General features: G+C 39.3%; 27 protein-coding genes. 23 read left to right on the top strand and 4 right to left on the bottom strand.

The window, feature by feature from the left end:
* Positions 1 to 92: 92 nt before the first annotated feature.
* The 10 genes from sdhA to MKZ25_RS13255 all read left to right on the top strand — a co-directional run bounded on the left by sdhA (position 93) and on the right by MKZ25_RS13255 (position 8,044).
* Complete coding sequence (gene sdhA / locus MKZ25_RS13300; protein WP_340801940.1) at positions 93 to 1,838, top strand: succinate dehydrogenase flavoprotein subunit; 1,746 nt, start codon at positions 93 to 95, stop codon at positions 1,836 to 1,838.
* A 16-nt stretch (positions 1,839 to 1,854) separates the two neighbouring features.
* Entirely contained in the window at positions 1,855 to 2,631 is a 777-nt protein-coding gene (gene sdhB / locus MKZ25_RS13295) for a succinate dehydrogenase iron-sulfur subunit (protein WP_340801939.1), read from the top strand.
* Between the two features lie 140 nt (positions 2,632 to 2,771).
* Positions 2,772 to 3,215, top strand: a complete 444-nt coding sequence (locus MKZ25_RS13290; RefSeq protein WP_340801938.1) for an acyl-CoA thioesterase — start codon at positions 2,772 to 2,774, stop codon at positions 3,213 to 3,215.
* A gap of 69 nt (positions 3,216 to 3,284) precedes the next feature.
* Positions 3,285 to 3,506 (top strand): helix-turn-helix domain-containing protein, encoded by a 222-nt coding sequence (locus tag MKZ25_RS13285; protein WP_008405041.1) that lies wholly within the window; start codon positions 3,285 to 3,287, stop codon positions 3,504 to 3,506.
* A gap of 73 nt (positions 3,507 to 3,579) precedes the next feature.
* On the top strand, positions 3,580 to 4,023 hold the full coding sequence (locus tag MKZ25_RS13280) for a MarR family winged helix-turn-helix transcriptional regulator (RefSeq protein WP_340801937.1): 444 nt from the start codon (positions 3,580 to 3,582) through the stop codon (positions 4,021 to 4,023).
* A 16-nt stretch (positions 4,024 to 4,039) separates the two neighbouring features.
* Positions 4,040 to 4,840: a glutamate racemase gene (gene racE, locus MKZ25_RS13275; protein ID WP_340801935.1), complete on the top strand. Its 801-nt coding sequence runs from the start codon at positions 4,040 to 4,042 to the stop codon at positions 4,838 to 4,840.
* A 124-nt stretch (positions 4,841 to 4,964) separates the two neighbouring features.
* Positions 4,965 to 5,717, top strand: coding sequence for a ribonuclease PH (gene rph, locus MKZ25_RS13270; RefSeq protein WP_340801934.1), 753 nt, complete (start codon positions 4,965 to 4,967; stop codon positions 5,715 to 5,717).
* Positions 5,717 to 6,310 carry an XTP/dITP diphosphatase gene (locus MKZ25_RS13265; RefSeq protein ID WP_340801933.1) on the top strand — a complete coding sequence of 198 codons (594 nt, stop codon included), beginning with the start codon at positions 5,717 to 5,719 and terminating at the stop codon, positions 6,308 to 6,310. The genes rph and MKZ25_RS13265 overlap by 1 nt, the downstream gene beginning before the upstream one ends.
* Positions 6,311 to 6,416: 106 nt before the next feature.
* Positions 6,417 to 6,917, top strand: a complete 501-nt coding sequence (locus MKZ25_RS13260) for a metallophosphoesterase family protein (RefSeq protein WP_340801932.1) — start codon at positions 6,417 to 6,419, stop codon at positions 6,915 to 6,917.
* Between the two features lie 977 nt (positions 6,918 to 7,894).
* Positions 7,895 to 8,044 carry a hypothetical protein gene (locus tag MKZ25_RS13255; RefSeq protein ID WP_340801931.1) on the top strand — a complete coding sequence of 50 codons (150 nt, stop codon included), beginning with the start codon at positions 7,895 to 7,897 and terminating at the stop codon, positions 8,042 to 8,044.
* Positions 8,045 to 8,219: 175 nt separating this feature from the next.
* Here the strand turns inward: MKZ25_RS13255 and MKZ25_RS13250 are convergent, their stop codons facing one another.
* Complete coding sequence (locus MKZ25_RS13250; protein WP_340801930.1) at positions 8,220 to 8,729, bottom strand: nucleoside-diphosphate sugar epimerase; 510 nt, start codon at positions 8,727 to 8,729, stop codon at positions 8,220 to 8,222.
* 288 nt (positions 8,730 to 9,017) lie between these two features.
* Between MKZ25_RS13250 and MKZ25_RS13245 the strand changes: the two genes are divergently transcribed.
* The gene (locus MKZ25_RS13245; RefSeq protein WP_340801929.1) at positions 9,018 to 10,094 is read left to right on the top strand and encodes an aldo/keto reductase; all 1,077 of its coding nucleotides are present in this window, start codon (positions 9,018 to 9,020) and stop codon (positions 10,092 to 10,094) included.
* An 82-nt stretch (positions 10,095 to 10,176) separates the two neighbouring features.
* Here the strand turns inward: MKZ25_RS13245 and MKZ25_RS13240 are convergent, their stop codons facing one another.
* Genes MKZ25_RS13240 through MKZ25_RS13230 form a run of 3 tightly spaced genes read right to left on the bottom strand, consistent with a single transcriptional unit; the run spans position 10,177 to position 12,396 of the window.
* On the bottom strand, positions 10,177 to 10,848 hold the full coding sequence (locus MKZ25_RS13240; protein ID WP_340801928.1) for a GNAT family N-acetyltransferase: 672 nt from the start codon (positions 10,846 to 10,848) through the stop codon (positions 10,177 to 10,179).
* Complete coding sequence (locus tag MKZ25_RS13235) at positions 10,848 to 11,528, bottom strand: GNAT family N-acetyltransferase (protein WP_340801927.1); 681 nt, start codon at positions 11,526 to 11,528, stop codon at positions 10,848 to 10,850. The genes MKZ25_RS13240 and MKZ25_RS13235 overlap by 1 nt, the downstream gene beginning before the upstream one ends.
* Positions 11,518 to 12,396, bottom strand: a complete 879-nt coding sequence (locus tag MKZ25_RS13230) for a carbon-nitrogen hydrolase family protein (RefSeq protein WP_340801926.1) — start codon at positions 12,394 to 12,396, stop codon at positions 11,518 to 11,520. The genes MKZ25_RS13235 and MKZ25_RS13230 overlap by 11 nt, the downstream gene beginning before the upstream one ends.
* Positions 12,397 to 12,707: 311 nt before the next feature.
* Between MKZ25_RS13230 and MKZ25_RS13225 the strand changes: the two genes are divergently transcribed.
* From MKZ25_RS13225 to MKZ25_RS13170, 12 genes are all read left to right on the top strand, one after another.
* Positions 12,708 to 14,159 carry an aldehyde dehydrogenase family protein gene (locus MKZ25_RS13225; RefSeq protein ID WP_340801925.1) on the top strand — a complete coding sequence of 484 codons (1,452 nt, stop codon included), beginning with the start codon at positions 12,708 to 12,710 and terminating at the stop codon, positions 14,157 to 14,159.
* A 383-nt stretch (positions 14,160 to 14,542) separates the two neighbouring features.
* On the top strand, positions 14,543 to 15,718 hold the full coding sequence (locus MKZ25_RS13220; protein ID WP_340801924.1) for an HD-GYP domain-containing protein: 1,176 nt from the start codon (positions 14,543 to 14,545) through the stop codon (positions 15,716 to 15,718).
* Positions 15,719 to 15,844: 126 nt separating this feature from the next.
* Positions 15,845 to 17,029, top strand: coding sequence for a peptidase (locus MKZ25_RS13215; protein WP_340801923.1), 1,185 nt, complete (start codon positions 15,845 to 15,847; stop codon positions 17,027 to 17,029).
* A 520-nt stretch (positions 17,030 to 17,549) separates the two neighbouring features.
* Positions 17,550 to 18,329: a uroporphyrinogen-III C-methyltransferase gene (gene cobA / locus MKZ25_RS13210; RefSeq protein WP_340801922.1), complete on the top strand. Its 780-nt coding sequence runs from the start codon at positions 17,550 to 17,552 to the stop codon at positions 18,327 to 18,329.
* 14 nt (positions 18,330 to 18,343) lie between these two features.
* On the top strand, positions 18,344 to 19,072 hold the full coding sequence (locus MKZ25_RS13205; protein ID WP_340801921.1) for a sirohydrochlorin chelatase: 729 nt from the start codon (positions 18,344 to 18,346) through the stop codon (positions 19,070 to 19,072).
* Positions 19,073 to 19,092: 20 nt separating this feature from the next.
* Complete coding sequence (locus MKZ25_RS13200) at positions 19,093 to 19,236, top strand: YezD family protein (RefSeq protein ID WP_340801920.1); 144 nt, start codon at positions 19,093 to 19,095, stop codon at positions 19,234 to 19,236.
* Positions 19,237 to 19,260: 24 nt separating this feature from the next.
* Complete coding sequence (locus tag MKZ25_RS13195) at positions 19,261 to 21,084, top strand: assimilatory sulfite reductase (NADPH) flavoprotein subunit (RefSeq protein WP_340801919.1); 1,824 nt, start codon at positions 19,261 to 19,263, stop codon at positions 21,082 to 21,084.
* A gap of 52 nt (positions 21,085 to 21,136) precedes the next feature.
* Positions 21,137 to 22,876: an assimilatory sulfite reductase (NADPH) hemoprotein subunit gene (cysI, locus tag MKZ25_RS13190; protein ID WP_340801918.1), complete on the top strand. Its 1,740-nt coding sequence runs from the start codon at positions 21,137 to 21,139 to the stop codon at positions 22,874 to 22,876.
* A 2-nt stretch (positions 22,877 to 22,878) separates the two neighbouring features.
* Complete coding sequence (locus MKZ25_RS13185; RefSeq protein ID WP_340801917.1) at positions 22,879 to 23,505, top strand: precorrin-2 dehydrogenase/sirohydrochlorin ferrochelatase family protein; 627 nt, start codon at positions 22,879 to 22,881, stop codon at positions 23,503 to 23,505.
* 204 nt (positions 23,506 to 23,709) lie between these two features.
* Positions 23,710 to 24,651 (top strand): sensor domain-containing diguanylate cyclase, encoded by a 942-nt coding sequence (locus MKZ25_RS13180; RefSeq protein WP_340801916.1) that lies wholly within the window; start codon positions 23,710 to 23,712, stop codon positions 24,649 to 24,651.
* 105 nt (positions 24,652 to 24,756) lie between these two features.
* On the top strand, positions 24,757 to 25,407 hold the full coding sequence (locus MKZ25_RS13175; RefSeq protein ID WP_340801915.1) for an SIMPL domain-containing protein: 651 nt from the start codon (positions 24,757 to 24,759) through the stop codon (positions 25,405 to 25,407).
* 173 nt (positions 25,408 to 25,580) lie between these two features.
* Complete coding sequence (locus MKZ25_RS13170) at positions 25,581 to 26,639, top strand: YkvI family membrane protein (protein WP_340801914.1); 1,059 nt, start codon at positions 25,581 to 25,583, stop codon at positions 26,637 to 26,639.
* The last annotated feature ends 230 nt before the right edge of the window (positions 26,640 to 26,869 follow it).

The following is a 26,869-nucleotide window of genomic DNA, read 5'->3' as shown; positions in this document are numbered from 1 at the left end:
CTTAACTTGATCACTACTACATAGTTAAGGTTCTGGATGGAATGGAATATGAGTTAAAGTTATTAGCAATTAATGAGGAGTGAGAAATAATCATGGCAAAAAGTAAAGTTATCGTCGTTGGTGGCGGTCTTGCTGGCTTAATGGCTACGATTAAAGCAGCTGAAGTTGGTACTGAAGTTGAATTATTCTCGTTAGTTCCGGTTAAACGTTCACACTCTGTATGTGCACAAGGCGGAATTAACGGAGCAGTTAATACAAAAGGTGAAGGGGATTCTCCATGGATCCACTTTGATGATACAGTTTATGGTGGCGACTTCTTAGCGAACCAACCACCAGTTAAAGGTATGTGTGATGCAGCACCTGGTATTATCCACTTAATGGACCGTATGGGTGTAATGTTCAACCGTACTCCAGAAGGTTTACTTGACTTCCGTCGTTTCGGTGGTACGTTGATGCACCGTACAGCATTCTCTGGTGCGACAACTGGTCAACAATTACTATACGCTCTAGATGAGCAAGTTCGTGCACACGAAGTAGCTGGTTTAGTTACAAAGTTTGAGCACTGGGAATTCCTTGGTGCGGTGCTTGATGACGAAGGCGTTTGCCGCGGTATCGTAGCACAAGATTTACGTACTGAAGAAATTCGCTCATTCCGTTCTGATGCTGTAATTATGGCAACAGGTGGTCCTGGTATTATCTTCGGTAAAACAACAAACTCAGTAATCAACACTGGTTCTGCAGCATCGATTGTTTACCAACAAGGTGCAACATATTCAAACGGTGAAATGATTCAAATTCACCCGACAGCGATTCCTGGAGACGACAAAAACCGTCTAATGTCTGAATCTGCTCGTGGTGAAGGCGGACGTGTATGGACGTATAAAGACGGTAAGCCTTGGTACTTCCTAGAAGAGAAATATCCTGCTTACGGTAACTTAGTACCACGTGACATCGCAACACGTGAGATTTTTGACGTGTGCGTAAATCAAAAGTTGGGTATTAATGGGGAAAACATGGTATACTTAGACTTATCCCATAAAGATCCTCATGAATTAGATATTAAATTAGGTGGTATTATCGAAATCTACGAGAAATTCGTAGGTGATGACCCACGTAAATTACCGATGAAAATCTTCCCGGCGGTACACTATTCAATGGGTGGATTATGGGTTGACTATGACCAAATGACTGAAATCCCTGGTTTATTCGCTGCTGGTGAATGTGATTACTCACAACACGGTGCAAACCGTCTAGGTGCGAACTCATTATTATCAGCGATTTACGGTGGTATGGTTGCAGGACCAAATGCTGTTAAGTACATTAAAGGACTTAAAAAGCATGCAGAAGATTTACCTGAAGAAATCTACACGCGTCGCGTACAGGAAGAAACAGAGAAATGGGAAGCTATCCTAAAAATGGATGGTACAGAAAACGCTTACTTATTACACAAAGAACTTGGTGAGTGGATGACTGATAACATGACTGTTGTACGTGTAAACGCAAAATTAGAAGAAACTTATGCGAAATTAACTGAGCTTCAAGAGCGTTGGGAAAACATCAATATTAACGACACGCAAAAATGGTCGAATCAAGGTGCTCACTTCACTCGTCAGTTAAAGAACATGCTATATTTAGCTAAAGTTATGACGAAGGGTGCATTATTACGTGACGAATCTCGTGGGGCTCACTTTAAGCCTGAATTCCCGGAACGTGATGATGAAAACTTCTTAAAAACAACTATGGCGAAGTTCGATCCGGCAACGGGCGAACCAATTATTACTTATGCCGATGTAGACGTTTCGTTAATTCCACCACGTAAACGCGACTACTCAGCGTAGAAGGGGGAACTGAACAGTGGAAACAGTAAATACTGATAGAACAGTGAAGTTAGAAATCGTTCGTCAAGACAATGAGAATGGTGCTACACGCGTTGAAAAGTTTGAAGTTCCTTACCGTCCTGGTATGAACGTTATCTCTGCTCTAATGCATATTCAAAAATATCCTGTTACTGCTGATGGTCAAAAAACGACTCCAGTATCATGGGATATGAACTGTCTGGAAGAAGTTTGTGGTGCATGTTCAATGGTAATCAATGGACGTCCGCAACAATCTTGTTCAGCATTAGTAGACAAGTTAACTCAACCAATTCGTTTAGAGCCAATGAAAACTTTCCCGGTTATCCGTGACTTACAAGTAGACCGTGAGCGCATGTTTAATGCACTTAAGAAAGTTAAAGCATGGGTACCAATCGATGGTACTTATGATTTAGGTGAAGGTCCTCGTATGCCAGAGCGCAAACGTCAATGGGCTTATGAATTATCAAAATGTATGACTTGTGGTGTATGTATGGAAGCATGTCCAAACGTTTCTGAATCAGCATCATTCATCGGTCCATTTGCATTATCACAAGTACGTTTATTCAACACACACCCAACAGGTGCAATGAATAAAGACGAACGTTTAAATGCAATCATGGGCGACGGTGGTCTTGCAAACTGCGGTAACTCACAAAACTGTGTAGCTGCTTGTCCAAAAGGTATTCCTTTAACAACATCTATCGCTGCACTTAACCGTGAAACAACAGTTCAAATGTTCAAAAACTTCTTCGGTTCTGACCACATGGTTGACTAATCGAATGAATATAATTGACCCTCACCTTGGTGAGGGTCTTTTTGTTTTGATCGCTTTTTGCTTTCTGACAAATTATGATATAATGAATGAGTATTCATTATCAGGGGATGATGAGTTAAACAAACAAAGGGGGATTTTTTATGCGGGCTACATATATTCAGGATGCGACAGAATGGATGGCAGGGTTTTCGTTTTCTGCAAAGGTCAAGGTACGATTTTCAGAAACAGATATGTACGGGCATGTAAATAATACAAAAGTATTTGCCTATTTCGAGTATGCACGTATCGAATATTTTAAGGCATTAGGGTTCAATTTTGCTGCTGGTTCGGAAACGGGAAATATGCTCGTTGTGGCAGATATTCAGTGTGATTATCTGAAAGAAGTGTTTTTTGATGAAGAGTTGACAATATTTGTAAAAACTGCATCAATCGGCACATCTTCCATGGATTTGCATTATTTGGTGAAAAATGAAAAAAATGAAGTTTGCTATACAGGGCGTGGAACGCTAGTACAATTGAGCAGTGACACGGGTAAAGGGGTCCCGTTACTCGAAGATCAAAAAAAATTATTGCTTGGGAAATAGTTAAATGCCCTCACCCGCTTTGTATTTTCGACATAATGTACAAAGAAGAGGATAGGAGGGTGTTGCAAAATGAATCGTCCGCAGCATCGTTCGCTGTTAACAAAAAGAGAACGCGAGATTTTTGAGCTATTAATAAAGGACTATTCAACACGGGAAATATCAACTAAGCTAGGCATTAGTGAAAAAACCGTTCGTAATCATATTTCCAATACGATTCAAAAGCTGGGTGTATCAAGTCGTACGCAAGCAATTCTTGAGCTCTTGAGACTTCAGGAATTGTCAATATACTGATTCGATGCTTGCTATTTTATGAAAAAAACTTCAAAATAGAACTATGAATCGCATCGAGGAGTGAATGGAGTAGATGAAAGATCACAGCACACATAGCTCTGAATCTATAGCAATCCTAGAAAAAGAACTAAGATATATTTCACACTTAATCAAACAAAAAGGTCGAGAAATTCTAAGCAATTATACGATTACACCTCCGCAATTTATTGCATTGCAATGGTTGCATGAATCGGGTGATATGACGATCGGTGACTTGTCGACGAAAATGTATTTAGCATTTTCGACAACGACAGATTTAGTGGACCGGATGGAGAAAAATGAATTGGTACAGCGTGTACGTGACGAAAATGATCGACGTGTTGTACGGATTCATCTTTTACCTGAAGGCGAAAGAATTATCCAGGAAGTAATTTTTAAAAGACAAAATTATTTGCGGGAAATTACACAGGAATTTAACGCAGAAGAGTTTGAACAATTATCAAGAACATTACAAAAACTACATTTATTAATGAAATAGGATAGAGGCGGTACAAGTGAATGCCCCAATTGGTGTTATCGATTCCGGAGTTGGCGGATTAACAGTGGCAAAAGCGATTATGGAGCTTTTGCCGAACGAAACAATATATTATATAGGCGATACGGCGCGATGTCCTTATGGGCCACGCACAAAGCAAGAAGTCCGGACTTTTACATGGGAGATGGCAAAAGCACTCGAAAAGATGAATGTGAAGATGCTTGTCATTGCATGTAATACTGCGACTGCCGTTGCATTGGAAAGTCTGCAAAAACATATGCCATTTCCGGTTTTAGGAGTTATTAATGCAGGGGCACGAGCAGCCATAAAAAAGACAAAGCGCAATGAAGTTGTCGTACTTGCGACAGAAGGCACAATCAAAAGTGGCGCATATGAAGAAGCGGTGAAATCATTATCGACAAAAGCGAAGATAATTCCACTTGCCTGTCCGACATTTGTGCCACTTGTTGAAAGTGGCGAATACGAAGGCCAATTTTCGTATGACCTTGTTGCGAAAGGATTAAAGCCGCTTGAAGATGAGCGATTTGATACAGTCATTTTAGGCTGTACACATTATCCTATTTTACAAAAGCAAATTGAGGCAGCAGTAGGCTCACAAGTACATGTCCTGTCATCTGCCGAAGAAACGGCAAAAGATGTCGAAGCGATTTTAAGCTATACAGGACAATTACGAACAGATGAAGAACCGCCGAAGCATATTCTGCATGCATCTGGTTCCGTGCCGATTTTCCGTTCTATAGCAGATCGTTGGCTGGAAAAAGGTGAATTGGATATCCGTAAAATTACATTCGGAAAATAGTTGATAGCTCAAATTAGGCTTTTTGTCTAATTTGAGCTTTTTCCTTCTATGTCTTGCTTTTCTGCTTTAGACCCTTCTTAAATTGTGATAAGATAAGTGCGCGAACAAATTGAGGAGGTCACGAATGACTAGACATGACTTACGAGCTGTGAATGAATTACGTCCAGTTCAAATTGATAATAATTATTTAATGCATCCGGAAGGCTCGGTATTGATAACAGTTGGTAATACAAAGGTGATTTGTACTGCAACGATTGAAGAAAAAGTACCTGGTTTTTTACGTGGACAAGGTAAAGGCTGGATTACGGCTGAATATTCCATGCTGCCACGCGCTACAGAGCAACGCACACGCCGTGAAAGCTCTGCAGGGAAGGTAAGTGGCCGCACGATGGAAATTCAACGCTTAATCGGCCGAGCATTACGTGCTGTCGTTGATTTAGAAGCGCTAGGTGAAAAAACGGTATGGATTGACTGTGACGTGATTCAGGCAGACGGCGGAACGCGTACTGCATCGATTACAGGAGCTTTTGTAGCGATGACACAGGCAATTGCAAAACTAGGTGTTGACAAGCCGTTCGTAAAATTCCCCGTAACAGATTATTTAGCTGCCACTAGTGTCGGAAAACTAGAAAATATTGGCGCAGTTTTGGATTTAAACTATGTTGAAGATTCATCTGCACAAGTCGATATGAACGTTATTATGACAGGTGCCGGCGAATTTGTGGAATTACAAGGAACAGGCGAAGAAGCGACATTCAGCCGTTCAGAACTGAATGAATTACTCGATTTAGGAGAAGCCGGTATTGCACAGCTAATCGACATGCAAAAAACAGCACTAGGTGACATCGCAAAACTGATCGGAAAGGTGGAAGCATAATGAAACAAGTAGTCATCGCAACAAAGAACAAAGGAAAAGCAAAAGACTTTGAAGCATTATTCGGACCGTTCGGCTATGAGGTTGTCACGATGTTTGAGGTTGCTCCGGATGTGGAAATTGAAGAAACAGGTACAACTTTTGAAGAGAACGCAATTTTAAAAGCGGAAACATTAGCGAACATGCTTGGTCAAATCGTAATTGCGGATGACAGCGGTTTAGCGATCGATGCATTAAACGGTGAACCTGGTGTGTATTCAGCACGTTATGCCGGCGATCATGACGATGAGGCGAATATGGTAAAAGTGCTGGAAAACATGAAGGACGTACCGGAAGAACAGCGTACAGCCCGTTTCTGCTGTGCATTGGCGATCGCAGGTCCAAATATGGAAACAAAAACAGTATTCGGTACTTGTGAAGGTGTGATTGCACACGAAAAGAAAGGTACTAACGGATTCGGTTATGATCCAATATTCTATGTACCTGCATTGGAAAAACATATGGCGGAGCTGTCTGCAGAAGAAAAAGGTGCCATCTCACACCGAGGCAATGCCATTCGCAAACTGGCATTACAGTTAGCGGAGTTTCTGAAATAACAGTTCCAGTATCTGTTGTGAATTGTAATAATTTGTATATTGGTGATTGAATTTTCTTTTCAATGCTGTCACACTAGGAATAGAAATGTAAAGGATGTGGATACGAATGAAGCTATTGATTATGAGTGATACCCATAGTGACGAGGAAATCATTGAACGTGTAAAGGGCTACCATCCGGATGCGGATAAAGTGATCCATTGCGGTGATAGCGAACTGCCGTATGCACATCCTGTTCTGCAAGGAGTAGAGCGTGTGAAGGGGAATTGTGATCATGACCAGAACTATTTGGAAGAGATGCTGTTTCAGGTAAATGGAGATCGTGTGTATGTGACACACGGGCATTTATACGATGTGAAAAACTCTCCGATGAAACTGATTTACCGCGCAAAGGAAGTCGGCGCACAAATTGTATGTTTTGGTCATTCACATATCCTGGGCGCGGAATATATTGATGACATTTTATTTATCAATCCGGGCAGCTTACTGAAGCCACGCCGGATTGAAGAAAAGTCATTTGTTACTCTGACAATAACTTCCACACATTTCACATTACAATGTTATGACGATAATAATAATTTGATCGATGAATTATTTTATGAGCGTTAATTATCAAAGTGAAGCCTTGAAGTAATGAGGGCTTCACTTTTTTAATACAGAATTTAGCGAATGGAAAATTATTTTAGTTAAATAATAATTTTGTTTAATTTGTTTGTTGACTTTAAATATAATATACCATATAATAAAAAATGTCTTTATTACCAATTGGTTTAAAGAAATTGTCTCAGTAGCTCAGCAGGATAGAGCAACGGCCTTTAAGTAAATAGGAGCCTTTATACGGAAAAGTAACGTATAAAGTGGACGACACCGTATCGGTAAACCCTTAACAGATTATGCTGATGGCAATACCGAGGAAACGAGAACATTTGAATGGCTTTATGCAGGTAAAATGTTTGCTGCAAGTAATTGTGGGAGGTTCCGTAGAGACTAAACGTGTCGCACCTGAAATGGTGAAGTTATAGTCCAGACCAACAAATTATACAGATGTATAAGTAGTGAAAACTATAGTGGTAAGCTAAGCCGTCGGTCGGGGGTTCGAATCCCTCCTGGGACGTAACAAGTGATTATGGCCAACATAATACAAAAAGAACTGCTCGAAACCTTGTAAATTAGGTTTCGGGCAGTTTTTTTTAGGTGAATTCCGAGTTTCGTATTATAAAGCATATAAAATTGAATTGTTAAGTGTATAAAATGTGTGCATGGTGAACAAAGTCCGGTTAAAAGAAACTATCAAAGCTTGGAATCTTATTTGAAATTTGTTCATGATTCTAATTACAAATTAAAGAGGAGATTGCACAACTATAATTATCATTTGTGGAGAGCGAAACGAATAAACTATCACCAGGGAAAAAACCTACGAAGAATTGTGGATATATCCAAATGAAGACAAGTGCCATCTGCATTTTCGTGATTTGGAATTGATGATTTCTTACCATGAAGTAGAGAGTAATATTGGAAGGATGCTATGAATGGGAAGATGCTGCATTATACATGTTGTGAAATTGATATGACAGCAGAGGGGATGGGTGATTTTGAAGATTGAAATTGGTGGTGTAAGTTTTGGTATGGTGCTTGCTATCATTATTTCATGGAGCGTTAATAAATCTGTATTGTGGGCGATTATCCATGGTCTGTTCGGTTGGCTTTATGTTATTTATTATGTACTCACAATCTGAACTCTTAACTGTAGTATATTAATTGAGTCACATCATATTAGGTGTAGCTTTTTATTTTATCGAATTTATACTCCCATGAAACAGGTCGACCAGTACTGCTGGCTGACCTTTTCATTTGCACGGATTGTGATTAGTAGTTGGATTTACCGGAGACTGAATACAGCTTCGCATAAAATCATTTCATTGCGATATTTTCAATATACAGATCAACATCTTTCATCAATTGTTTGAATAGAATTCTGTTTTTCTTTTTTATATATATTTTTTTTCTTGCAGACTTTAAAGAGAATTCTTCATGAACAATACAACTTCTGAGGTTTGCCAATAATTTAGTATTATTCTTAAAAGTTAAGTGGTCCCCCAGTTTCCTCTCTAAATCAAGAATGATATTCATATCAGATTTATTTTTATATTTATGCTTAAAATAAACTTTATAAATGTCTTTTAGCAGTTGTTCGGTTAATGAATACAACTCAACTGTAAGCGTTGCATATTTTCGGTCTCTGCGGCGTCCATAAAACTCTTCCAATTCATAATCGCTCAATAAGTCCACCCATTTAAAAGCACCTGATTGATTCGAAGTATTTTTTACAATCTGCTGAAATTCTTTTTCGATTAAACAAAGGTCCGCAAATGCATGATCTTTTAATTTTTTGATTTCTTTCTTTTTACTCAACTCAAACACTTCCTTCCGACGATTGGTTTTGACAGCAAAGGGGGGTGCTCATTCGTTCATTGCCCCCTGTGCAACATTTCACTTATTTTTTCTTACCCGAATTTTTGTATTAATCAACTTCTTTTTGACTCCCTCATATCCCGCATAGTGTTTCAGAGGTTATAAGGAGATTATTAAATAGCTCTTTTAACGGATTCTAATCTATATACTTAAATTGCTTAATATATCAAGAAAGGGTCGTAGAATGTTTTATTTAATAGGGAACATGGGAAAACACAAGGCATAGGAGGGATAATGATGGATTATAATTTATTTGGCAATTCAGATTTGAAAGTTTCTAAATATGCATTGGGTACGGTGATGTTTAGTACAAATGGTCTTGAAGAAGCGGGTCCCATGGAACAGGCAACTGCAAATTATATGGTGGATTATGCACTGAATCAGGGCATCAACCATTTTGATACAGCGAATATGTATGCGAAAGGTGATGCGGAAGTTATTTTTGGCAAAGCGATACGAGATAAACGCCAGGATATGATCATCAGCAGTAAAAAAGGATTTCAGCTGATCGATAAACCAACCGATACGGGAGCTTTAATCAATGTTGATTCATCGATAGATACGCTATTAAAAAGACTAGGTACGGACTATATTGATCTATATTACGTACATTGTTGGGACGGTCAAGTAGACGTTAGCGAAACGGTCCAGGAGATGAATGACTTAATTAAGAAAGGGAAAATTCGTCATTGGGGTGTAGCCGATTACAACGGGTGGGCACTTGCGAAGACCCATACATGGGCAGTAGAAAATAATATGATACCGCCAATTGCACAGCAAATCTATTACACACCGGAATCTCGTGAAGCAGAGTACGAAATTTTGCCGGCCGGTAAAGAATTGGGCATTGCTAACAGTATCAGGTCTCCACTTGGTGAGGGGCTGCTTACTGGTAAATTTACAAGAAACAAAATGTTCGAACCAGGTACGAGACAAGGGAATGGCTGGCCGGAAACATATATTAAAAATCCGGATTTGTTTTATAATCTAATCGATTTACTGCAAGATGTTGCGTCTAAACATAAAGCAACTATAGCGCAAGTTGTTCTTGCATGGCTGCGTGATCGACCAAATGTAGATTCAATTATCTTGTCTGCAAGAACGAAAGAACAGTTGCATGAAAATATTGCATCATATAATTTGAAATTAACAAACGACGAGATCTCACAAATTAATGACCTGACAGCACTGGAACCTATTTATCCATTATGGCACCGCGCCATGAATACAGTGGATAGAGCTTCCAATGCAGAAAAAGTTTATTTAGACGAATACATTAAGTTGATGGATCGAAAAAATCATACTGGGTTATAGTTACAGGGAACCTGAAAAAACTAAAGCTGTCATCTGTGTTTTGCAGACGGCAGCTTTTTTGTTTCTTTGAAATTTATTATTACTAGATTGCCAACAATTCCACACTTTCTTTAGCATCGAGCTCCTTGATCATCTCTACCCATGCATCTGGTTTCACCGGCAATACAGCATAGTACGTCTTTAAAAATGTTGCAATAAGCGGTGCATTCAACTCTGTTTGCTCATAGTCGGCCGGCATAAAGCATAGATCAAGTCCGCTAACAGCTGTCCCGTCCAACTGCCATGATGGGTGGACGTACGGGAAGTTTAGGCGTTTGTAGCCTAAATGTGATAACACTTCACGGCGTACGAACGGGTCCATTGGTTTTACTCCGCCAAAGCCGTGGTCATCTACACGATACGGGTCATAGATTTCTGCAAACATGCCCGCCATTTCCCTGTTGTTTTTCTGGGCCAATGCTTGTAAATCTGCCGCACGTTTAGTTGCTAAAAATCGCCCGACGCCAATACCTTCCCGTCCGATAATTGTAAAATCGGTCATGCCCACATTTAAATCCTCATAGTAACGGTATTCTGTTGTCCCAACGACTTCACTTTCATGGACAGCGACAAATACGCGAATGCTTGGATCTTCCAGCGGTTCTTTCCATAATTCAAATGCTAATACTTCTTCCGGTGGAAACACCGTTTTTAATAGTTCATACATATCTGCAAACAGCGGATCGGTAATCGATGTAATGCGATGATAATCCATTAATAAGCCTCCTTGATTTGGACGAAAGGGTTGCGCCATTCCATTAATACACCATAATGATGCGATTCTTTATCCTCTAAATAATGTGGGACAACTTGTATTGGCATGCGACCGCAGCGTAGTAGAAACGAAATGACCTTGTCGTGTATTTCACCACGCAAAACGGCTTCAATATACGCTTCTGGTGAAAGCTGCTCGGCATGGTGGTGATAGTTCGGCATCCGGCTGCCGCCAAGCAGACGAACGCGCTTTTGCTCAATGACGATTTCGTACATCGAAAGCATGAGCCATTTGCCAAGCCCTAAACTGCGATAAGCTGGGCTCACACAAAGGTCAACAATGTAGAGTGTATCGCCATTTGGATCGTGTGTACGGATATAGCCGTTATCCGTTATGTCTTCCCACGTATGTATGGGATCATTTGGGTCAAAATCAACGAGCAATGATGTCATGGAACCGACGAGTTGCCCATCCACTTCAATGCAAAGTGTACCTTCCGGGAAATGTGTAACATGACTTACAAGCTGTTCTTTACTCCACCAAAGCTCTGAAGGAAACGGGGGAGGAAAGCAATCCTGTTGAATACGGATAAGGGCATCAAAATCTGCAGGCGTGTAATTCCGGATTGTCGCAAGGATTGGCATGCTGTCTTGAAACACATAAAACTGTTTACGGTACATTGATAAAACTGCTTTCCCAATCATTGTATAAATCGGTACGACGGTCACGCCACGTTGTTACTGAGCCTTTTTCGCGTACTTGATAAAGCAGTGTCAGATCTAAATCCCCCGTAACAACCATATCGTTATTGAGCTCTCCTTCAACGACGATTCCACGCGGCGGGAACGGGACGTCATTTGGTGCAATAAGCGCGGACTGTCCAAAATTCATGCGCATAAAATCAATGGTTGGGAGCGACCCGACTGTAGAAGCGGTAACAACATATATCTGGTTTTCAATTGCGCGGGCATGGCTTGTGTATCGTACACGATGGAAACCGTGGCGATCATCTGTACAAGAGGGACAAAAGATAACATCTGCACCACGAGCTTTTGCCATTCGTACGATTTCAGGGAATTCAATATCGTAACATGTTAAAATTGCAATTCTACCTTTTTCTGTATCAAAAAGGTGTAGCCTTTCGCCTGCCGCCATGTTCCACTCGTTTACCTCGGTTGGGGTAATATGAAGTTTCGCCTGTGTGGCAACAGTGCCATCCGGATAAAATAAGTGAGCGACATTGTAGAGTTTGTCATTGTTCCGTATGACATGGGTACCGCCGATAATATGCGTCTTTGTTTTAACAGCTAAGCTTGTAAATAGATCAAGGTACTGCACTGTAAAGTCAGGAAGCTCATTGATGGAAAGAGGTTCCCCCTTAATGTTTCCTATTGATAACAGCTGCGTCGTAAAAAACTCAGGGAATAAAATAAAATCTGTTTCAAATTCAAGGGCAGCCCGCACGTAATGGTCAACTTGCTGAGCAAACTCCTCAAATGATCGAATCGTATGAAGATGGTATTGAACGGATGAGACACGTAGTTTCATATGGACCTCCTTGTTATTTTTACATAATATTACCAATATATTACTGGGAATAATAGTATGTTTTTCAGTTTATTTCAATGTGTATTTGAAAATGCACCCATAGCTCATGTATATTGTGAAGATTTTCACTTATACTAACGTGGCAAATTGCTTAAGTAGAAGAGAATGTTCTTATAAGAAAATAAAAGAAAATGATTGGTAATAAAATGACGAATCAAGGGTATTAAGTGATATATGTACATGCATTTAATGAAGACGCGTGCATTTTGAGTGAAATTCTACCGCTTTTAACGTTGGAAAGGATGATACCTATGAATAAAAATTGGAATAAGCAGTTTATTGGTGGCGAATGGAGAGAAGGAAACAGCGAAAAAGTATATGTAGACCAGAATCCTTACAACGAGGAAACGATTGCAGAAATTCGGTTGGCAAATGAAAAAGACATAGATGAGGCGTATCAAGCTGCCAAAGAAGCACAAAAAGAATGGGAACAGGTTAATGCTTATCAAAGACAAGCAATCATAGAAAAAGCTGCCCAAATTGTAGAGCGAAGACGAGAAGAAATCGTTCAGATTTTAGTTGAAGAAAACGGGGCTTCCCACACGAAAGCCAATATTGAAATTAGTGGCGCGATTGGCATAATGAAAGAAGCGGCTACATTCCCGCTCCGGATGCATGGGAAAATCATGCCATCCATCATTCCAGGAAAAGAGAATCGGGTATATCACAATCCGGCGGGGGTAGTAGGGATTATTAGTCCATTTAACTTCCCGTTCCATTTAACGATGCGTTCACTTGCTCCGGCATTGGCAACGGGGAATGGAGTTGTGCTTAAACCGGATCTGCAGACAATGATTTCAGGCGGGCTTATTTTGGGTGAAGTTTTTGAAGAGGCCGGCATTCCTAAAGGATTGTTAAATATTACAGTTTGCAGCTCATCCGAAATTAAAGATTCATTTATTGAGCATCCTATTCCTCAAATTATTTCTTTTACCGGCTCTACAGAGGTAGGACGCCATATTGGAGAGGTATGCGGAAGAAATTTAAAACGTGTGGCTCTAGAACTTGGCGGGAACAATGTCATGCTCGTCTTGAAGAATGCAGATGTAGAAAGAGCAGCTGCTTCTGCCGCTTTCGGTAAATTTTTAAACAGCGGACAGATTTGTATGTCGCTGAATCGGATTGTTGTTGAACGTCCGGCTTATGATGCGTTTATAAAAGCATTTGTGGATAGAGCATCCAAAATTAAATACGGGGATCCTAAAAATGATGATGTGGTTGTCGGTCCGCTCATTAATAATAAACAAATCGCCCGAATTCAACGATTAATCGACCAAAGTATCGAGAAAGGTGCGGAATACGCTTTACGGGGTGAAGTGGAAGGAAATGTACTGGCTCCTACTATTTTGACGAATGTTACAAATGATATGCCGATAGCACAGGAGGAAATTTTCGGACCTGCTGTAGGTGTAATTGTTGTAGATAGTGAAGAGGAAGCGATTCGTGTTGCTAATGACAGTGACTATGGACTGAGCGGTGCCGTTCATGCCGGTACAACAGAACAAGGTGTTGAAGTGGCTAAACAGATTATTACGGGAATGATTCATGTCAACGATCAGGGAGTGAATGATGAACCGATTGTTGCCTTTGGAGGTGAGAAAGCTTCAGGCTTGGGCCGTTATGGCGGTGAATGGGCAATCCATGAATTTACAACGACAAAATGGATTTCAGTTCAGACAGACCCACGAGAGTACCCGTTTTAATATTTATAAGATTAGACCTAATCAACATTTGAGATTAGGTCTTTTTATATTTAAGGAGGTGAATTTTTTGTCTAAATGAGTCTTTAGATTTAGGTGACTTAAAGTGTTTGTATAAACTTAAGTTAATAGAAATATTTAAAATTAGGAATTGTGTTGCATAAGATATAGGAGTATTGTTGAGATAGCCTTATTGAAAGTAGTTAATGAATATTCTTTATTAAAAAATATAGGTACATAGTGGATATATTATGGTTAAAAGAGTAAATAAATAAAAAAACGGGAAATTTAAATTATGGATATATAGAACTAATTTCCAAACTCGTGCTATAATGGTACGTGTAACATAAGATCTATTGAGTAGTAATTTAATTGTGAGGTAAAAAATGAAGAAAACTACTTTTTTAAAAGAAGAAAAGAATTCAACGGTACTATTTTTATTATTATTTTATGTCGTTTTTTTAGGTTATGATATTTTATATTATGGTCTTTTTCCACATTTTCCATGGCTTGATACGGGTAGTAACAGCACCGTCTGGTACGATTTTATGTATGTTAAATATGGCATCATATTAGGGCTTATTCCTTTCTCTATTTATTTAATTAAAAGGAATAAAACTGGGTTTGTAAAATATATAATATTTTTCGGTTATTTCTTTACTAACCTATTTTCAGACATTTTGTATTATAAGGATAGTACTCTCGCATACACAAGCGGAAATTTAGTAGAAGTTGTTTTAATCCTTTTCTCTCCTATATTCGTCAGTAAAAAATTTACATATTATGTAACTTTAGGTGTCATTTTAAAATATATTCTGGTAGGCTTATTTATAAAGGATCCCGTTATTTTATTTCCTATAATTGTTAATATAATACTAGCGTTAATTTCCTTTATCTTACTTCATCGTTTCTTAAATTATATTAAAGCATTGAAATATTCCTATGATGAACAATTAGAAGGGATTGTTAAAGGAGTTATTGCTACTTTGGAGTTGAAAGACCCTTATACACGTGGACACAGTGAACGTGTAGCGGCTTATGCAATGAAAATGGCAGAGGCTACAGAGAAGTTTAAACCTGCTGAGTTAAACTATTTCTATTACGCCTGTCTATTACATGATATTGGAAAAGTTAGCATTCCTGACTCAATTTTGACAAAACCTGGTATGTTGACGGATGAAGAGTTTGATATAATTAAAACACATCCTGTTGTTGGTGCAAAAGCCATTCGGGATGTTGAAGGCATTGCAGATAATATAGACGTAATTTATCACCACCATGAAAGATGGGATGGAAAAGGGTATCCGGATGGACTGGCCGGAGAAGAAATTCCTTTTTTAGCGAGAATTACTGCGGTAGCGGATGCTTTTGATGCGATGACTTCATCCAGATCCTATCGTCCTGCACTTCAATTAGAAGTAGCATATCAACGCATTATCGAAGGACAAGGAAGTCAATTTGATCCGAAATTGGTAGAGTTATTTAAACAAGTTTACCCGGAATGGGTGCGAATCTCTAAAACCAATTGTAATACTGGAATTGAGAGGGGGAGAGAAGCATGAAAATACGTAAATTAAAAAAAATTAAAGTTACTTGCTGGTGGTGTTTCTTTATACCAAAATTATAAGTACGTACTTAGGATGCTATAATTATAGCATCCTATTTTAATTTATAGAGGAGGCTAGATTTTGAAGGTATCCTTTCAATCCGAAATAACGCTATGTCCGTTATCCATTCGAAAAGATAAAAAACATTATATTGTAGAAGAGCCGGTTTCCGGTGATTTTTTTGAACTGCCTGAGATTGGTATTGATGCTATCAAACGTTTGGAAAATGGTGAGGAACTTGTGTCAATTGAACAAGCGTTAAAAAAATCGTACCCACATGAAGAAGTGGATATCATTGATTTTGTAGAACAGCTGTTGGAGTTAGGACTTGTTCACGAAGTAGATGGTGTGATCGTAAAAAAAGAGCAGGCTAAATTCACATCACGTTCGGGTGGTTTTCTATGGATTCCGTATTCGGTGGGGCGTCTATTTTTTAATGGAGCGATGAACAAAATCTACATGCTTCTCTTCATTGCAAACATCATCATTCTCATACTGAATCCGGAGCTTTTTCCTCATTACAAAGATATATTCCTGTTCGATTCTATGGTGTTGAATATTCTTATATATCTATCCATTTCTTTAGTACTAATTTTCATTCATGAGTTCGGACATATTCTTGCCATTCGAGCGCATGACTTGCCTGCTAAATTAAGTATCGGAAATCGGCTGTTATTTATAGTTTTTGAAACAGACCTCACTCAAGCTTGGAAACTCGATCAAAAAAAGAGAAATATCCTGTATCTTGCCGGAATGTCCTTTGAGCAGGTCATTCTTTTCCTGTCACTCGTTCTAATGCTTCTTTTTCCGTATTCAGGTTTCATAGGAATTCTTGGGATCATCGTGTTGGATATTTTCATAAAATGTATCTACCAATGCTGTTTCTATATGAAAACGGATGTTTATTATGTTGTGGAAAATTTAACAGGCTGTTATAACTTGATGGAAAACGGCAAAATCTATTTGAACTCCTTATTTAAAAAACATCAAAAAGATAAAGAAACTTATAAAGAAATATTTGAAAATGAATGGAATATGATTCGCCTGTATAGTGTGGTTTACATAGTGGGAGTTGTATTAACATTAATTCTGGCAGTCCTGTATTTTGTACCTCAGCTTTACTATACGTACACAACTATTTATTTGAACCTTGTCGGAGCAGGCAATCGTGCCGCATTTTGGGATGCCATTGTATTTTTGGTAATGACTATGTTCATGCTTTTCTTGCTTGTTTTTGTATCAAGAAAACAGAAGGATGAAAACTGAGAGAAAGCGCTGAATTTGTATAAACCAAGTGCAGTGCTTTTCCCTTAGTTTCCTGAAAATTTAAATTATTTTAAAAACCTACTTGACGAATAAGAATTAAATCGGTACGATACTGTTAACACTTTTATAGTTAAGTGCTTTACTAGGGATTGAATAAGTAACCTACTTCTTAATAAATAATTTTGTGCTGATTAGACAACTAAAGGCGCTAAAAATACGTTTCTCTCACCAAACACATTAGAGGAGGCTGTATTTTTAGTGCCTTTTCTTTTTTTACCTTTGTTAACAGTATTGGTCGTTGCTATATAGAGTTGTGTAACATTAAAATGGGCTAAACGAATTTGTTTAGCTTATTTTTATGAAAGACTTTAAGAGTAATTAAAAATAATCGGTTTGGACTATTATTCTAATTATTCATATTTTTTTACTTGGTATTATTGATTTGTAGAAAATTTCCATGTATCATATGTTTTATTGTAAGAATATTGGGACTTTTATTTTTATAAAGGAGAGTAATTGAATGGGGAAAGTATATATTGTAGGTGCAGGTCCTGGTGATGTGGATTTAATTACCGTAAAAGGCTTGCGTTGTATACAAGAAGCAGACGTAATTTTATATGATCGATTAATTAACAATGACTTGCTTTCTTACGCAAAGCGCGGGGCACAGCTAATCTTTTGCGGCAAATTGCCGAACCGTCATGCAATGATTCAGGAAAATATCAACCTTTCTTTAGTGCACCATGCTTTGAAAGGTAAAACGGTGACCCGATTAAAAGGCGGCGATCCATTTGTTTTTGGACGTGGTGCTGAAGAAGCGGAAGTTTTAGCGGAAAACGGCATACCTTTTGAAATCGTGCCGGGCATTACATCTGGCATTGCGGCACCCGCCTATGCAGGTATCCCGGTTACGCATCGTGAATTGGGCTCCAGTTTTGCGATTGTCACAGGACATATGCGTGAAGGAAAGGACGATTCCATACAATGGGAGAGTTTGGCAAAGGGAATTGATACACTTGCCATCTATATGGGAGTAGGTAATTTACCTTATATTTGCCGGCAACTTTTAACGTATGGACGTGACGCATCAACACCCGTTGCATTAGTACATATGGGAACTTTCAAACAACAGCAGACGATAACAGGCACTCTTGGGACGATCGTTGATATTGCCAGAGCAAACGATGTAAAAAACCCAAGCATCATTATTGTGGGGGAAGTCGTCGCATTACGCGAAAAAATAGCATGGTATGAGCAGACAGTACAACAGGATAAAAGATTGAAGGAAAAAATTGTGTAAGGCAGGTGACTGGGATGAAGGCAATTTTATATGTCGGGCACGGCACACGTTTGCATAAGGGGGTTGAAGAAGCGGTACAGTTTCTTGATAAAACAAAATCGTATGTAGACGTCGAAATTCAGGAAACCGCCTTCTTGGAACTGGTCGAGCCGAATATTGTTGAAGGCATTGCAAACTGTGTCAATCAAGGTGCAACACATATTTCCGTTGTCCCGATTTTATTATTAACGGCCCAGCATGCCAATGAAGATATACCTGCCGAAATAAAGATCGCAAAAGAACGTTTTCCTCATGTGAATTTTACAATCGGGCGCACTTTTGGAATTCATTCAGCTTTAATTGAAACAGTCTATGAAAGAATTGTTGAACAGCAGGTGCCGATTAATGCAGACGCAGAAGTATTATTGATCGGCAGAGGTAGCAGCGACAATGCCGTAGTAAAAGATATGGCGATAATCAGTGAACAGCTAAAGGTGACTTACGGCTTCCGGGAAGTGAAATCCTGTTTTTTATATGGTGCAGGTCCTTCTTTTGAACAGACATTGGTTGAACTGAAAACCAAGCACACAAAGCAAGTTTTTATTGTACCTTATTTATTGTTTTCAGGACTTTTAAGTGTAGGAATCGAAAAGAAAATACTGTCGCTTGACTTTGATCCATCTTCCGTTATTTTATGCAGCCATTTAGGCTATAACGAAAAAGTACGGAATGTTTTGCTGGAAAGAGTGCAAGAGGTTATCTGAAAATTAGGAGGCATGTAATAATGACGAAATCAAATGAACTTACCCAAACGATCGAGAAAATTAAAGATACGGTTGCATCCGTCAAATACGGAACAGTGACTTTAGTTATTCAGGACGGTCATGTTGTACAAATTGAAAAAAACGAAAAAATAAGATTGAAATAAAACAAGATTCGCGAGGTGGAAGTTTTGACGTTAAATCTGCATAATAGCCCATTTTCCGAGGCACAGACAAAATTAATCAATGAGCTTTATCCGACATTAACGGACTATCAAAGAGTTTGGTTAAACGGTTATTTAAGCGCCATACAAACAATTGAAGATTCCAGTCAGCCGCTTGAAGTAACGGTTACTGAACAAGGGCAAACCGTTGCAGTACTGGAGGCGGTCAAACAGGAGGCAACCATTTTATACGGTTCACAGACTGGCAATGCACAAAGTGTTGCAAATAAATTGAAAACGGCTCTGGAATCACAGGGGATTGAGGTCGCCCTGTCAGCAATGTCCGATTTTAAAGTGAATAATCTGAAGAAACAGAAAAATATTTTCATTATTACAAGCACGCATGGTGAAGGTGATCCACCGGATAATGCGATTTCCTTCCATAGCTTCCTCTATGGAAAACGTGCACCGAAACTGGAGGATGTATCGTTCTCTGTATTATCGTTAGGCGATAGCTCGTATGAATTTTTCTGTAAAACAGGAATTGATTTTGATGAACAATTAGAAAAACTGGGCGGTAATCGGCTGGTACCTCGCATTGACTGTGATTTGGATTATGACGATCTTGCATCCGAGTGGATCGGGAACGTCGCGGAAGCACTGGCACAAAATACGCCGGACAAACTGCCGGAATTACAAAAGTCTCCGGTTACGGTAAGGACATCTGAAGAATCCGTATACGATAAAAATAATCCCTTTTATGCGGAAGTTCTGGAAAGCATCAACTTAAATGGCCGTGGATCGAATAAGCAAACGCAGCATTTGGAGCTTTCATTGGAAGGGTCCGGTTTGACTTATGAACCAGGTGACAGTGTCGGCATCCTTCCGGAAAACGATGCAAACTTAGTAACCGCATTACTATTATCACTTGGCTTTGAAGGCTCGGAAATAGTATCTGTGAAAGACCAGTCTAAAACATTAAGTGAAGCACTCACTTTCCATTTTGAAATTACCGTTTTGACCAAACCATTACTACAAAAGCTGGCTGCCTTTTCAACGAATGAAAAGTTGGAGAAGTTGCTGGAAGATGATGTGAAATTGAAACAATATATTTATGGACGCGACTTGCTGGATGTTGTGCAAACTTTTGGTCCTTTCAACTGGACTGCCCAGCAATTTGTTGATCAGCTTCGTAAAAATCCGGTGCGCCTCTATTCGATTGCAAGCAGCCAAAAGGCAAATGAAGAAGAAGTGCATTTAACAATCGGTAAAGTTTTCTATGAAGTAGATGAACGTGAACGTCTAGGAGTTGTGTCGGGGCAAGTGGCAGAGCGAATTGAAATCGGGGATAAGGTTCCGGTTTATATTCATAAAAACCCGAATTTCCGTCTGCCTGAAGATACAACAACACCAATTATTATGATAGGTGCCGGTACAGGCATTGCGCCGTACCGTTCATTTTTGGAAGAACGTGCGGAGGAAGGAATCAAAAGCAGTGCATGGCTGTTTTTCGGTGACCAGCATTTTGTTACAGATTTCCTGTATCAGACTGAACTTCAGCGCTGGCTGAAAGATGGGACATTGACGAATTTATGTGTAGCCTTCTCTCGCGATACAGAACAGAAAGTATATGTACAGCATCGATTGCTTGAAAATGCAGCAGAAGTATATAGATGGATCAATGATGGTGCGGTCATCTACGTATGTGGTGATGAGAAATATATGGCACATGATGTGGATCAGACATTGCGCCGAATTGTTGCGGAACAGGGCGGCAAAACAGATGAAGAAGTTTCAATATATTTTAATGAGCTGAAAAGCCAAAAACGTTATCAGCGAGACGTATATTAAACCATTTAGCAGTTTTTGACCGTTAATTTTAACAGAGATAGGAGATAGGCAGATGAGTCAGAAAATCGTACTTCCCCCACAGCCGGGTAAACCGAATGATGTCGAGCGTATTAAAGACGAAAGTAATTATTTGCGTGGGACTTTAGAGAAAACAATGCAGTATCCAATCAGTTCGGGAATTCCGGATGATGATAATCGTCTCATGAAATTTCATGGGAGCTATTTGCAGGATGATCGTGATCTGCGTACAGAACGTGAACGGCAAAAGCTGGAGCCAGCCTACCAATTTATGGCTCGTGTCCGAACACCAGGAGGCGCGGCAACACCGGAACAGTGGCTTGTAATGGATGAGATGGCCGAAAAGTACGGGAATGGGTCGCTGAAGTTAACGACTCGTCAGGCATTCCAGGTGCATGGCATTTTAAAATGGAATGTCAAAAAGTATATGTCGGAAATCCATGAAGCACTTCTTGACTGTATCGCAGCATGCGGTGACGTAAACCGGAATGTGATGTGTAATGTTAACCCGAATCAATCGGCATTTCATGAAGAAGTTTATAATTGGTCCGCAAGGTTAAGTGAGCATTTACTGCCACGTACTCGTGCATACCATGAACTATGGCTCGATGGGGAAAAAGTTTACGATGGAACACAGGAAACAGAAATAGAGCCGATTTACGGTGCCCTGTATTTACCACGTAAATTTAAAATCGGTATTGCTGTTCCACCGAGCAATGATATTGACGTATTTTCACAGGATATTGGTTTTATTGCCATTATCGAAAATGACGAGCTGCTGGGCTTCAATGTCGCGGTAGGCGGAGGGATGGGTATGACACATGGTGATAAAGAAACATACCCGCAATTAGGACGTTTAATCGGTTATATCCCAAAAGAACGTCTGCTTGAAACAGCCGAAAAAATTTTAACAATCCAGCGCGACTACGGAAATCGGGCGGAACGTAAAAAAGCCCGCTTTAAATATACGGTGGATACAAAAGGTTTGGATTTTATTAAACAAGAACTGCATCACCGTTTAGGGTGGGAGCTAGAAGTAGTAAGACCATACACATTCAATCGTACAGGAGATGAGTACGGCTGGATAAAAGGCAAAAATGGAAAGTGGCATTTTACATTGTTTATCCAAAACGGGCGTATTAAAGATTTTGAGGATTATCAGTTAAAAACAGGCTTGCGTGAAATTGCGAAAGTGCATACAGGGGTTTTCCGATTAACACCAAACCAGAATCTTTTAATCGCTGATGTAACCCCACAGAAAAAGACAGTCATTGATAAGTTGTTAAATACCTACAACATTACGGACGGTGCACATTACTCAGCACTGCGCCGCAATTCAATTGCATGTGTCTCTTTACCGACATGCGGCTTGGCAATGGCAGAGGCGGAGCGCTATTTGCCTTCATTGATTACAAAAATTGATGAGATATTGGCGGATAACGGACTGCGTGAAACCGAGATCGGAATCCGCATGTCAGGATGTCCGAACGGCTGTTCACGGGCAGCAATGGGCGAAATCGGCTTTATCGGAAAAGGACCGGGAAAATATAATTTGTACTTGGGCGGCGACTTTAAAGGGCAGCGCCTAAACAAAATCTACAAAGAAAATATCGGTGAAGAAGAAATTTTAAGTATCCTTGCACCAATTTTTTCTGAGTATGCAAAAGAACGTATCGAAGGCGAACATTTCGGTGATTTCACGATTCGTAAAGGTTATGTAGATGCAGTAACGGATGGCCGACAATTCCATGTACTAAGCGAAGTGCGAAGCTGACGATGTTTCCGATGATGGTCAATATACGGGATAAAAAAGTGGCTGTAATAGGAGGCGGAAAAATTGCGGCTAAGCGGATCAAGTCGTTATTACGCTTCCAACCGGATATTACAGTCGTAAGTCCAGTGCTTAACGAACGTTTGCAGGCCCTTGTAGATGATGGTGGAATCAAGTATATTGAAAGATCTTTTCAAACTAGTGATGTGCAAGGCGCACTTTTTGTCATCGCCGCTACAGATGATGCAGCGGTAAATCAACTGGTTAAAGAAAGCTGCCACCCGCACCAGCTCCTTAATATTGTCGATGATCCGGCAAATAGTTCGTTTCATTTTCCGGCAATGTACGAGAAAAATGAAATTACGATTGCGGTGACAACGAGTGGTATTAGTCCGATGCTCGCCAAAAATCTGCGGGACGACTTCGCAGCCATTGTTGACGGGATTGACCCGGAATACTTATCATTTTTAAAGGAAGTCCGGCAACTGGTGAAAGGTGGTCAATTTTCAAAAGAACAAAAGCGTACTCTGTTAAAGGAATGCTTGGACGAATATTATCAATCCAATTCTATTCAACGAACAATTTTTATAGAAAAGTTATTAGAATTACCTTATTATCCTGAAATAAGATAAATTAGGGAGCAGTTACAAATGACTGCTCCTTTTTTTATTTCCTTATTTATGTAAAATAGGCAAAGTGGAAGAAAATGAATTATGGATAACGACATATTTATATATGTTAATATTGATTTGAGATAATTAACTGTTACTATAAAAACTTTCAATGTTTATATAATCTATAACTTCAAACGGATATTCTAGAATGGGGGTAATTTCATGGTGTTACCAATGCAGGAATTAAAGATGTATCAAAATTTTAATAAACTCGCCAGTGATGTATTAGAACTAGCTAAAGAAATTATGCCCGACAAACTGATTTATTTAAGTTCATTTACGGAAAATGAGCAAGTTATTCTTAAACTTTCAAATGAAGATTCACATATTTTATTGGCTGAAGGAATGGCAATAACACTTAATCAAACGGCATGTAATCAAATTGATTTCGAAAAAAATCAACCGTTAATATTCGAGGATATAAGTAAAGAAACGGATTTTGAAGAGCTGAAAAAAATAAGCGAAAAAATTAATATTAACTCCTATCTGGGTATCCCGATTTCCCTGGAAAATGGCGAAAAATTTGGCACATTGTGTGTTGTACATCATCATGCTGCTCACTTTGATACAAAAAGCATCAGGTTACTTCAAAAAGTAGCGAAGATGTTTTCATATTATTTAATGCTGGAAAAACTGGCCTATAAAGATTCTTTGACGGGACTATACAACAGGCAATTCCTTTTCGCATTTTTCAAGGAATATTCAGAATTAGGAGGGACTTTATTCTTTCTTGATTTGGATGGGTTTAAAAAGATAAATGATCTGCATGGTCATGACGCAGGGGATCAAATTCTAAAAAGAGTATCATCAAGAATTGAAAAATTTATTAAAGATCAGGAAAATGTATTTGCAGCGAGGTTGGGGGGAGATGAGTTTATTATAAATTTACCATATATCTCTTCTAGGGAAGAAATTGCCAAGCAGGCTGAAATACTTCTTGAGTATCTCAATACATGGGATAACGAATACCAACTTTCCGCAAGTCTTGGCATAGTCCAGTATGCGGCAGAAAATACTTCCAGTCTGAAAACACTCCTAAAACAAGCGGACAAAGCTTTATATCAGGCAAAAATGGCGGGTAAGAATACTTATAAATTTTTTTGACTTAATGTTTTTTGAAACTATCCTTAATTCACCATAGCATTAAACAACTCCACGTAATAAAGTGCATAGTATAACAGAAACCGGCTATAAGAAAGGTGGAAGGTCTTGCATCACCCACAAATGATGTTTCAACCAGTCCCTATCACACGGGAAATGACCGTTACAGGGAATGGTGAAATTGTTGCTCAGCCTGATTATGCGCAAGTACAAATCGAAGTTCGGACGCAAGGAGAAAATGTCAGTACGATTCAGCGGGAAAATGCGGTCATTATGAATCGTGTACTGGACTCACTAATGGCTTTAAAGATTCCAAAAGAATCGATTCAGACAGCTGCTTACAATATCTTTCCAACCTATGATTTCATAGATGGAAAACAGGTGCTAAGGGGCTACGAAGTACAGAACGCCATAGCAGTGAAAATAGCCGATATTGGTCAAGTAGGGACGGTAATTGATACGGCAATTCAAAATGGAGCAAACCATGTATCCGCTATCGAGTTTAAAATAGCGGATACAGATGTTTACTACCGGCAGGCCCTTCAGTTTGCACTGATCGATGCCGTAGGGAAAGCAACAGCTATGGCTAAAACGATGCGCGTCACATTACACACAGTGCCGGTGGAAATAATCGAAGAGCAAACGATTGCTCCGATTCCGTACAAGGCGATGCAGTTAAGCAGCCGACAGGTAGTGACGCCGATAGAACCTGGAACAATGACAGTAAGCGCATCTGTTCGTGTAAAGTTTAGTTATTAGAAGAATTATATTTCACTCTATAATACTTTAACCGCCCAGAAAAATAGCGGTTAAAGTATTTTTTGTTGCGACGACTTTCATCATGAATTCTCTTCTTTTTATATTCAAGCATGTTTTCTACATGCCTGTACATAAAGTATCTATGATAAATAGAAATATAAAGAAGGTGCGAATTGAAAAAGAGTATTCAAATTGCAGGGGCGTTTGTCAGTTTAGTTGTCGGTGCAGGTTTTGCTTCAGGCCAGGAGATTATGCAGTACTTTACTAGTTTTGGGTTAATGAGTGTGTTTGGATGTATTGTAGCAACGATTATTTTTACGATGTTGGGGATGACACTTGCACAGATTGGTTCGGATTTGCAGACAACTTCCCATAAGGAAGGGATTCATTTTATTGGTGGACGCTTTTTTGGTACGGTACTGGATCAGCTGATTTCCTTTGTGCTGTTCGGGGTTGCGGTTGTTATGCTGGCTGGGGCAGGCTCTACATTCAATCAAATGTACAGTGTTAATGCATCGGTGGGCAGCTTGTTAATGGCGCTGCTCGTTGTAGTAACACTGATGCTTAATGTGGAAAGTATCATTAAAATGCTGGCGGCGCTCATGCCTTATTTACTTGGTATCATTTTTATCCTTTTAATTTATTCATTGTTTACGATGAATTATCCAATAAGTGAACTGAATGCAATCGCAAAAAGTCAGCCTTCTGCAACCCCGCACTGGTTTTCTGGTGCTGTCATATATGTTTCGTACAATATTGCGGGAGGTGCGGCAATGCTTATTGTAATGGGGGGCACGGCTACAGATAGAAAGGTTGCAAGAAGAGGCGGTGCTTTAGGAGGCATTATTCTAGGTTTGCTTATATTGCTCATTAATATTGCCCTATTTGTCAAAATGGATATTGTGGCAGGTGTGGAGATGCCGACACTGGAACTGGCAAAACAAATTCATCCTGCTGTAGGAATCATTATGTCCTTCGTGCTGCTGGCAATGATTTACAGTACCGCTGTAGGAACTCTTTATATACTGGCTGTACGAATCGTAAAACCGGATCGTTTTGCATTTAAGGTCACGGTCAATCTGTTATGTATCGTTGGTTTTGCGATTAGTTTAGTCGGCTTTACAACATTGATTAGTAGGTTGTATGTCGTAATGGGATATTTAGGTATAGGGCTAATACTTTGTATTTTAATTTCAGCATTATTTAAATCGAGTAATCGGAAGGTAAGTTGAAACTCCCTTAAGAGCCGCAAGATTGCCAGATAGACCTTAAGTTAATTTCTGGGGCTAACAATACCAAGATGTCGAAGTGAGTTCTGAATTTGCCGTTAAGTAATTCAAGGGTAAGAACTTACTTTGATTTCCTTGGAAAACGAAAGGACATAGGTTATAAATTTTTTCAAAATGAAGATACATAAATGATAGTGTTTACTTATATAAAATTTAATACTTAGTATAAACTC

The sequence above is a fragment of the Solibacillus sp. FSL W7-1464 genome (assembly GCF_038004425.1).
Classification (GTDB): domain Bacteria; phylum Bacillota; class Bacilli; order Bacillales_A; family Planococcaceae; genus Solibacillus.
This window is presented reverse-complemented; position numbering and strand designations above follow the sequence as displayed.

Excerpts from the sequence above, each read along its gene's own strand:
- sdhA (WP_340801940.1), top strand. The coding sequence starts at position 93 with ATGGCAAAAAGTAAAGTTATCGTCGTTGGTGGCGGTCTTGCTGGCTTA.
- MKZ25_RS13290 (WP_340801938.1), top strand. The coding sequence starts at position 2,772 with ATGCGGGCTACATATATTCAGGATGCGACAGAATGGATGGCAGGGTTT.
- MKZ25_RS13285 (WP_008405041.1), top strand. The coding sequence starts at position 3,285 with ATGAATCGTCCGCAGCATCGTTCGCTGTTAACAAAAAGAGAACGCGAG.
- MKZ25_RS13280 (WP_340801937.1), top strand. The coding sequence starts at position 3,580 with ATGAAAGATCACAGCACACATAGCTCTGAATCTATAGCAATCCTAGAA.
- rph (WP_340801934.1), top strand. The coding sequence starts at position 4,965 with ATGACTAGACATGACTTACGAGCTGTGAATGAATTACGTCCAGTTCAA.
- MKZ25_RS13265 (WP_340801933.1), top strand. The coding sequence starts at position 5,717 with ATGAAACAAGTAGTCATCGCAACAAAGAACAAAGGAAAAGCAAAAGAC.
- MKZ25_RS13260 (WP_340801932.1), top strand. The coding sequence starts at position 6,417 with ATGAAGCTATTGATTATGAGTGATACCCATAGTGACGAGGAAATCATT.
- MKZ25_RS13245 (WP_340801929.1), top strand. The coding sequence starts at position 9,018 with ATGGATTATAATTTATTTGGCAATTCAGATTTGAAAGTTTCTAAATAT.
- MKZ25_RS13240 (WP_340801928.1), bottom strand. The coding sequence starts at position 10,848 with ATGGATTATCATCGCATTACATCGATTACCGATCCGCTGTTTGCAGAT.
- MKZ25_RS13235 (WP_340801927.1), bottom strand. The coding sequence starts at position 11,528 with ATGTACCGTAAACAGTTTTATGTGTTTCAAGACAGCATGCCAATCCTT.
- MKZ25_RS13230 (WP_340801926.1), bottom strand. The coding sequence starts at position 12,396 with ATGAAACTACGTGTCTCATCCGTTCAATACCATCTTCATACGATTCGA.
- MKZ25_RS13225 (WP_340801925.1), top strand. The coding sequence starts at position 12,708 with ATGAATAAAAATTGGAATAAGCAGTTTATTGGTGGCGAATGGAGAGAA.
- MKZ25_RS13220 (WP_340801924.1), top strand. The coding sequence starts at position 14,543 with ATGAAGAAAACTACTTTTTTAAAAGAAGAAAAGAATTCAACGGTACTA.
- cobA (WP_340801922.1), top strand. The coding sequence starts at position 17,550 with ATGGGGAAAGTATATATTGTAGGTGCAGGTCCTGGTGATGTGGATTTA.
- MKZ25_RS13205 (WP_340801921.1), top strand. The coding sequence starts at position 18,344 with ATGAAGGCAATTTTATATGTCGGGCACGGCACACGTTTGCATAAGGGG.
- MKZ25_RS13200 (WP_340801920.1), top strand. The coding sequence starts at position 19,093 with ATGACGAAATCAAATGAACTTACCCAAACGATCGAGAAAATTAAAGAT.
- cysI (WP_340801918.1), top strand. The coding sequence starts at position 21,137 with ATGAGTCAGAAAATCGTACTTCCCCCACAGCCGGGTAAACCGAATGAT.
- MKZ25_RS13185 (WP_340801917.1), top strand. The coding sequence starts at position 22,879 with ATGTTTCCGATGATGGTCAATATACGGGATAAAAAAGTGGCTGTAATA.
- MKZ25_RS13180 (WP_340801916.1), top strand. The coding sequence starts at position 23,710 with ATGGTGTTACCAATGCAGGAATTAAAGATGTATCAAAATTTTAATAAA.